The organism is Aeromonas sp. HMWF015, from assembly GCF_963878965.1.
GTDB classification, from domain to species: domain Bacteria; phylum Pseudomonadota; class Gammaproteobacteria; order Enterobacterales; family Aeromonadaceae; genus Aeromonas; species Aeromonas veronii.
This window is the reverse complement of record NZ_CAWNZT010000288.1, coordinates 313-4,200: the sequence shown is the minus strand read 5'-3', so window position 1 is coordinate 4,200 and position 3,888 is coordinate 313. Positions and strand designations below refer to the sequence as shown.

Here is a 3,888-nt window from a genome sequence, read left to right as displayed (position 1 = left end):
CCGCCTGCAACAGGCGCAGCCGCTGGCCGAGTGGAACGCCTGCCTGCTGGCGCTGCTGGAGCGCTTCTATCTGGCCGACGAGGATGAAGAGCGTCAGCTCCAGCTCATTCGCAGCCAGCTGGCCGAGTGGCATACCCGGCTTGGCGAAGCCCGCTTCGAGCAGCCCATCACCGCCGATCTGTTGCAGGATTACCTCGGCAGCGTGCTGGGGGAGTCCCGCTCCAGCCAGCGCTTCCTCGCCGGTCAGGTCAACTTTTGCACCCTGATGCCGATGCGCTCCATCCCCTTCAAGCAGGTCTGCCTGCTCGGCATGAACGATGGCGTCTACCCGCGTACCCTGGCTCCCATGGGGTTCGACTTGATTGCGGTGGCGTCGCGGCGCGGGGATCGCTCCCGTCGTGATGATGACCGCTACCTTTTCCTCGAGGCACTGCTCAGCGCCCAACAGGGGCTCTATATCAGCTATCAGGGCTTCAGCGCGCAGGACAACAGCGACAAGGTGCCGTCGGTGCTGCTGGCGGAGCTGATCGACTATGTGCGGCAGGGCTTTGTGCTGGCGGGGGATGAGGATCTCGATGACGAAACCTCCGGCAAGCGGCTGCTCAACCACCTGATGGTGGCGCACCCGCTCACCCCCTACAGCCGCAACTACTTCTACCCGGAGGCGGGTTCGCGCCTCTTTACCTATGCCGCCGACTGGCTGCCCGCCCTCAATCCGGTGCGTGGCGCGGCCAACTTCCAGAGCGGCGAGCTGCCGCTGCCGCCAGATTGGAACAGAGGGGGGGGCAAGGAGCAGGGGCTGGAGCTGGCCGAGCTGTTGCGCTTCTATCGCCAGCCCACCAAATATTTCCTCAACCGCCGCCTCAAGGTGTGGTTTGAGCTGAACGAAGCCAACATCGAGGACAGCGAGCCGTTCGAGCTGGATGGCCTGCAACATTATCAGCTGAAAGATCTGCTGCTCGATGCCCATCTGGCGGAAGGGGATAGCACCGAGCGGCGCGAGCGGTTGCAGCTCACAGGTCTGTTGCCGCAAGGGTGGTTCGGCAGCCTGCTGCTGGACGATCTGGATGCCGAGATGGGGAAGCTGGCGGATCGGCTGCGGCCATGGGTTTCGGCCAATGAGTCAGAAAAACAGGCGGTGGAGATCGATATCTCCCTCACTCAGGGCCAGCTGCAAGGGTGGATCGACACCCAGAAGGGACGCTTGCTGGTGGTCAAACCCGGCAGCTTCAACGGCAAGGATCTGCTGCTGGGCTGGATCCAGCACCTCTGCCTCTCATTGAGCAGCGCCCCCGGCGACACCCTGTTGTTCGATGCCAAACAGAGTCTGCGACTGCCTGCTCTTGCTGCCGACGAGGCGCGGCCCAAGCTGGCGGCGCTGGTGGCGTGCTGGGCGCAGGGGATGAAGCGGCCGCTGCCCTTCTTCCCCAACACCGCATGGGATTGGCTCAAGGCGATCGAGAAGGATCCCGACAAGCCGGAGGCGGCCGACAAGGCGGCTCTCACCCGTTTCAACGGCGGCTGGATGATCAATGGGGAGGGGCAAGACGTTTACGTTGCCCGCTGCTTCCCCGAACTCGATGACGAGGTGCTTGGTCAGTTGCAGGCGCTGGCTCGCGAACACCTGACTCCGCTGCTCAAGACCCTGGAGGAGCTGAAATAATGGCTAACCCGCTCAATACATTGCGTTTTCCCCTCCATGGTGAACGACTGATCGAAGCCTCCGCCGGTACCGGCAAGACCTACACCATCGCCGGTCTTTACCTGCGCCTGCTGCTGGGCCACGGCCCGCTCATCGAAGAGGGCGCCGATGCAGGTCAGCCGAGCGCCCACGAGCGGCCGCTGTCGGTGACCGAAATTCTGGTGGTGACCTTTACCGAAGCGGCCACCGCCGAGCTGCGCGGACGGATCCGCGGTCGCATTCACGAGGCGCGCCTCGCCTTTATGCGCGGCCATAGCAATGATGCCCTGCTGGCCCAGCTGCTGGACGAGGTGGAAGATCACGAACTGGCGGCCCGCCGCCTGCTGGCCGCCGAGCGGCAGATGGACGAGGCGGCGGTCTTTACCATCCACGGCTTCTGCCAGCGGATGCTCAAGCAGAACGCCTTCGAGTCGGGTGCCCTCTTTGAAACCGAATTTCTTACCGACGACAGCCAGCTCAGGCTGCAGGCGGTAAGCGACTACTGGCGCTCCGAGTTCTATCCGGTGGATAAAACCCTCGCCAGCGCGGTGCGTGCGCTCTGGCCGAGCCCCGCCGCCCTGCTGCGGGAGATGGGCAGCTGGCTCGACAACAGCGAGCTGGAGATCCACCCTGCGCTGGGGGACGAGACCCTCGCCGCCCGCCATCAGGCTGCCATGAGCCGCATCGCGGCGGTGAAGAGTGAATGGCTGGCGCAGACGGACGAGATCCGCCGCCAGACCGACGGCCAGATCAGCCGCTACACCGGCAAGAACTACGAAGGCTGGCTTGCCAAGATAGCCGACTGGGCGCAAGACGAGGCCAGTGGCTACGCCATTCCCAAGGAGCTGGAGCGCTTCGGCCAGACGGTGCTGGAGGAGAACCTCAAGAAGGGGGGCGCAGTGCCGACCCTGCCGCTGTTCAGCCAGATAGACGAGCTGCTGGCGAGCCGCCCCGGTATTCGGGATCTGATCCTGCAACGGGCCGCCAAGGTGGTGCGCAGTCGGATGCAGGCCAGCAAGCGCCAAGCCCATCAGCTCTCGTTCGATGACCTGCTTAAAGATCTCGATGGGGCGCTTGGCTCAAGCCTTGGCGAGCGGCTCTGCGAGCGCATTCGCGCCACCTACCGGGTGGCGATGATCGATGAATTTCAGGATACCGATCCCCAGCAGTACCGCATCTTCCATCGCCTCTACGGCGGCCATAGCGACACGGCGCTGTTGATGATCGGTGACCCCAAGCAGGCCATCTACGGCTTTCGCGGCGCCGACATCTTTACCTACATTCAGGCGCGGCGAAATGTGAGCGCCCACTACACCCTCGGGCGCAACTGGCGCTCCAGCAGTGCGCTGGTGGGGGCGGTCAACGGATTGTTCGAGCGGGCCAAGGATCCCTTTATCTACGAGGCGGATATCCCCTTCCTGCCGGTGGAGGCGCAGGGCAAGAGCAAGGCGCTGCTGCTCGATGGCGCCACCGCGCCCGTGCTCCACTGCTGGCAGCTGACCGGCCAGCCCACCTTCAACCGGGGGGATTACCAGAGCAAGATGGCCCGCGCCACCGCCGCCGAGATCCACCGCCTGCTGACGCTGGCCCGCGAGGGCAAGGCGCAGATCGGTGACAAAGCGGTGAAGGCCGGGGATATCGCCGTGCTGGTGCGCACCGGCGCCGAGGGCAAGCTGGTGCAGCAGGAGCTGGCGCGGCTCGCCATCGCCTCCGTCTATCTGTCGAATCGCGAGAGCGTGCTGGAACAGACGGAGGCGCGGGAGATCCTGCTGATTTTGCATGCCTGCCAGAACCCGAGCGAAGAGCGCAGCCTGCGGGCCGCGCTCGCCACCGGCCTGTTTGATCTCGACGCCAAGGCGCTCGATGGGCTGGCCAGCGACGAGCGGGCGTGGGAGAGCGCGGTGCAGGAGTTTATGGAGTACCGCAAGATCTGGCACCGCCGCGGCGTGCTGGCGATGCTGCGCGCCCTGCTGCACCGGCGCAATCTTGCCTCTTCGCTTTTGGCGAGTCCCTACGGCGAGCGGCGGCTGACCAACTTCCTCCATCTTGGCGAGCTGCTGCAACAGGTGAGCAGCGAGCTGGACGGGGAGTATGCCCTGCTGCGCTGGCTGGGGGAGGCGGTGAGCCGCCCCAACGGGCAGGATGCTGAGCAGGTACTGCGCCTCGAATCCGAGCGCAAGCTGGTGCAGATCGTCACCATCCACAAA

General features: G+C 64.8%; 1 protein-coding gene and 1 pseudogene. Both read left to right on the top strand.

Annotated elements, in window-relative coordinates; all coding sequences use genetic code 11:
- Positions 1–1,663 (top strand): annotated as a pseudogene (locus AACS18_RS14900) (exodeoxyribonuclease V subunit gamma); the annotation flags it as partial.
- The coding region (gene recB, locus AACS18_RS14895) for an exodeoxyribonuclease V subunit beta (RefSeq protein ID WP_258228720.1) at positions 1,663–3,888 on the top strand (2,226 nt) is incomplete at its 3' end. The pseudogene AACS18_RS14900 and the gene recB, both read left to right, overlap by 1 nt.